Source organism: Natrinema soli (genome assembly GCF_028618695.1).
The window spans coordinates 1-3634 of record NZ_JAQIVI010000483.1; the positions used below are offsets into that span (position 1 = coordinate 1).

General features: G+C 67.7%; 4 protein-coding genes. 3 read left to right on the top strand and 1 reads right to left on the bottom strand.

Annotated features, from left to right (window positions below; genetic code table 11):
* Positions 1-2313: leucine--tRNA ligase (gene leuS, locus PGX04_RS24585; protein WP_273740908.1), on the bottom strand; the 2313-nt coding region annotated here is incomplete at its 3' end.
* 118 nt (positions 2314-2431) lie between these two features.
* On the opposite strand from leuS, the gene PGX04_RS24590 reads away from it, so the two are divergent.
* The 3 genes from PGX04_RS24590 to PGX04_RS24600 form a co-directional block, all read left to right on the top strand.
* Positions 2432-2560: a hypothetical protein gene (locus tag PGX04_RS24590; protein WP_273740909.1), complete on the top strand. Its 129-nt coding sequence runs from the start codon at positions 2432-2434 to the stop codon at positions 2558-2560.
* A gap of 37 nt (positions 2561-2597) precedes the next feature.
* The gene (locus tag PGX04_RS24595; RefSeq protein ID WP_273740910.1) at positions 2598-3173 is read left to right on the top strand and encodes a hypothetical protein; all 576 of its coding nucleotides are present in this window, start codon (positions 2598-2600) and stop codon (positions 3171-3173) included.
* Between the two features lie 104 nt (positions 3174-3277).
* Positions 3278-3634: SDR family NAD(P)-dependent oxidoreductase (locus PGX04_RS24600; protein ID WP_273740911.1), on the top strand; the 357-nt coding region annotated here is incomplete at its 3' end.

The following is a 3634-nucleotide window of genomic DNA, read 5'->3' on the forward strand; positions in this document are numbered from 1 at the left end:
GAGCCGGTAGGCCGACGCGTCGCCGTCGGGTTCGGGCCAGTCGGCCTCGACGACGAGTCCGTCGCCCCGGAGCTTGTTCCAGCACTCCTCGCCGAGATGCGGGGCCATCGGCGCGATCACCGCGGCGAGCGTCAGCATGCCCCGCTGGTAGACGTCGTCGTGTGGTCGGTCGTACTCGCGGTAGCGCCGTAGCAGGCGCGCCAGTTCCCGAATTTCGGTGGCTGCGCGGTGGAACCGGAACCGATCGTACTCCTCGGTAACCGCGGCGATCGTTCGGTCGATCTCGCGGTCGACGTACTCGTCGTGCTCCCGTCGTTCGATGCGAGTGTCTCCCGCCTCGACGAACGCGGTCGCCATCCGGTAGAGCGTCTGCTGGAGGTCGTAGGCACCGCGGACGTTGTTGGCGGTCCACTCGAAGTCCTGTTCGGGGTGGGCCGCCGAGAGCACGAACAGCCGCGTCGTCTCCGCGCCGTACTCCTCGGGAGCGACGACGTTGCCCTTCGAACTGGACATCTTCTCGCCGTCGTACAGCACCGTCCCCTGGCTCTTGAGTTCTCGAATGGGCTCCCGTTGCTCGAGGAGGCCGATATCGGCCAGTGCCTTCGTGAAGAAGCGGCTGTAGAGCAGGTGAAGGATGGCGTGCTCCTCGCCGCCGACGTAGACGTCGACGGGCATCCAGCCGTCCGCGCGGTCGGCGTCGAACGGCGCGTCCGCGAGGTCGGGCGAGAGGAAGCGCAGGAAGTACCACGAGGAGTCGACGAAGGTATCCATCGTGTCGGTCTCGCGGCGCGCGGGGCCGCCGCAGTCGGGACAGGTCGTCTCGTTCCACGCCTCGGCCGCGTCCAGCGGGTTGCCCGTCGTCCGGACGAACTCCGGGAGTTCGACGGGGAGGTCGCCGTCGGAGACGAGAACGTGCCCGCAGTCGTCACAGTGGACGACCGGAATCGGCGTCCCCCAGTAGCGCTGCCGGGAGATCAGCCAGTCGCGCAGCCGGTAGGTGACGTCTTCCTCGAGCGCGTCGTGGTCGGCCACGAGTCGCTCGCGGGCGCTCTCGCTCTCGAGATCGTCGTACTCGCCGCTTCCCTCGAGCGTACCCTCGCCGGTGTAGGCTTCGCTTTCGACGCCGGACTCCGCCGCCCCGTCGTCGGGAACGATCACGCGCTCGATCGGCAGATCGTGTGCGAGCGCGAACGAGTGGTCGCGCTCGTTGTGGCCGGGAACGCCCATCACGGCACCGGTGCCGACGTCCTCGAGGACGTAGCCGGCGACGTAGACCGGGACTTCCGCCCCGGTCAGCGGGTGCACTGCGGTCGCGTCCGTCTCGATGCCGGAGAAGCCGACTTGGTCCGGATCCTGCTCGCGAACGGTTTCGACGTACTCGGCGACCGCATCGTCTCCGTCGGCCAGCGTCCTCGCCAGTTCGTGGCCGGGCGAGACGGCGAGGTAGGTCGCGCCGTAGATCGTCTCCGGACGGGTGCTGAACACGTCGACGGTTCGGTCACTGTCGCAATCGCCGTCGCTCCCATCGCCGCTGTAGTCCGGCACTTCGAACGAGATCCGCGCCCCTTCCTGCCGACCGATCCAGTTCCGCTGGATCTTGCGGACGCCGTCGGGCCAGCCCTCGAGATCCGCGAGCCCGTCGTGGAGTTCCTCGGCGTAGTCGGTGATCGTGAAGAACCACTGGTCGAGTTCCCGCCGCCCGACGGGCGTCTCACAGCGCCAGCAGACGCGATCTCCGTCGCTGCTCGCGGCTTCGCCGCTCCCCTGATCCGAGGACCCGCCGTGTTCGTCCTCGCGCTCGACCACCTGCGCGTCGGCCAGCACCGTCTCGCAGTCGGGACACCAGTTGACCGTCGCCGCCTCGTACTCGACGAGTCCGGCCTCGTAGAGCCGCTTGAACAGCCACTGGTTCCACCGGTAGTAGTCGGGCTCGCAGGTGGTGATCTCACGCGACCAGTCGTAACCGAAGCCCATCGTCTCGAGTTCCTCGCGCATGCGCCGGATACACGCCTGCGTCCAGGACTCGGGATCGGTCTTCCGCTCGAACGCGGCGTTCTCCGCGGGGAGGCCGAACGCATCCCACCCCATCGGGTGGAGCACGTTGTCGCCGCACATTCGACGATAGCGCGAGTAGGCGTCCGTGATCGCGTAGTTTCGGATGTGACCCATGTGGAGCGTCCCCGACGTGTAGGGAAACATGCCGAGGACGTAGGTCGGATCGTCGGCGTCCTCGTCGAGCGCGTAGACGTCGTCACGCTCCCAGACGTACTGCCAGAACTCCTGTACCTGCGCGTGATCGTAGTGGCTCGTCATTATCGGAGAGATCCGTTGGCTTTCACTCGGTGGGCCGGCTATATCATTGTTCGGCCGCGGACGGCGGCCTCGTCGGGCAGTGCGGTCGACGCGTGACCGCGGGCATCGTGGTCACTGCTTGACCGCGGCCGTTTCCGCGTCGGCGTCGGACCAGCCGGAGCCGCTCTCGGCCGGCGTCGACCCGCTCGAGCGGTTCTTCCCCTCTCACGAAGCACGGGAATCCGGTGCCTGTGGCGCTGTGGGCTGAAATTAACAAAGCGGATGGGCCCGGTATCGATCGGTGAATGTCACGCGTACGCGACGACACCCCATCGGGCGCGGCGTTGCTCGCCACGATTGTGGTCGTCCTGCTCGCGTTCGGAGCACTCGCATTGCTATTCGCCCCGGACATGATGGCCGGCGACCCGAGCGATTCGTCGCTCGAGACGGACGACGACGCGTCGGCCGCCCAGTCGAACGCGACAACGGCGGAGCACTCGAACGAGCGCGAATCCGAGACGATCACCGAGGACCGCGCAGACGATGCCGACGACCCGCCCGGCGATGCCGACGCCGGCGATCCGACCGCCGATACCGGAGACGATTCGTCGCCCACCGACGACGACCCCGATCTGTTCGATCGGATATTCGAGGACGACGAACCGGATACCGGTGGCGGCGAATCGATCGACGAAGATGACACCGGGCCGCCCGAGGACGCTGGGCCGCCCGAGGACGCCGGTCCGCCCGACGATGCGGGCCCGGCGGACGATGACGACCCGTTCGACGACGGTGACGGACCGTTTGGCGACGATGACGGCCCATTCGACGATGATGATACTGGTCCGTTTGGCGACGATGACGACCCGTTCGACGACTGACCACACGTCCGCCCGCGCTTCGCCACGGGATTCGTCACACCCCGTGACACTCCTCGGACTCGACTGACGGGACTCCCTTTACCGGCCTCGTCGTAGCCAGTCCCATGCCCTCGACCGCACTCGTGACCGGCTGCTCCACGGGAATCGGCTACGAAACGGCTCGCGCGCTGATTGCCGACGGCTGGCGCGTCTACGCGACCGCTCGAGACAGCGATCGGGACGGCCTCGAGACGCTGTCCGACCGCGGTGCCGAGATCGCGGCGATGGACCTGACCGATCCCGAGGCCATCGAGCGCGTCGTCGCTCGCGTCCGCGACGAGGACGGCGGCGTCGACTGCCTCGTCAACAACGCGGGGTACGGCCAGTTCGGGCCGGTCGAGGACGTGCCGACGAGCCTGCTCGAGCGTCAGTTCGCCGTCCACTGCTTCGGGCCGCACCGGCTGATTCGAGCGGTCCTGCCG

Excerpts from the sequence above, each read along its gene's own strand:
- PGX04_RS24595 (WP_273740910.1), top strand. The coding sequence starts at position 2,598 with ATGTCACGCGTACGCGACGACACCCCATCGGGCGCGGCGTTGCTCGCC.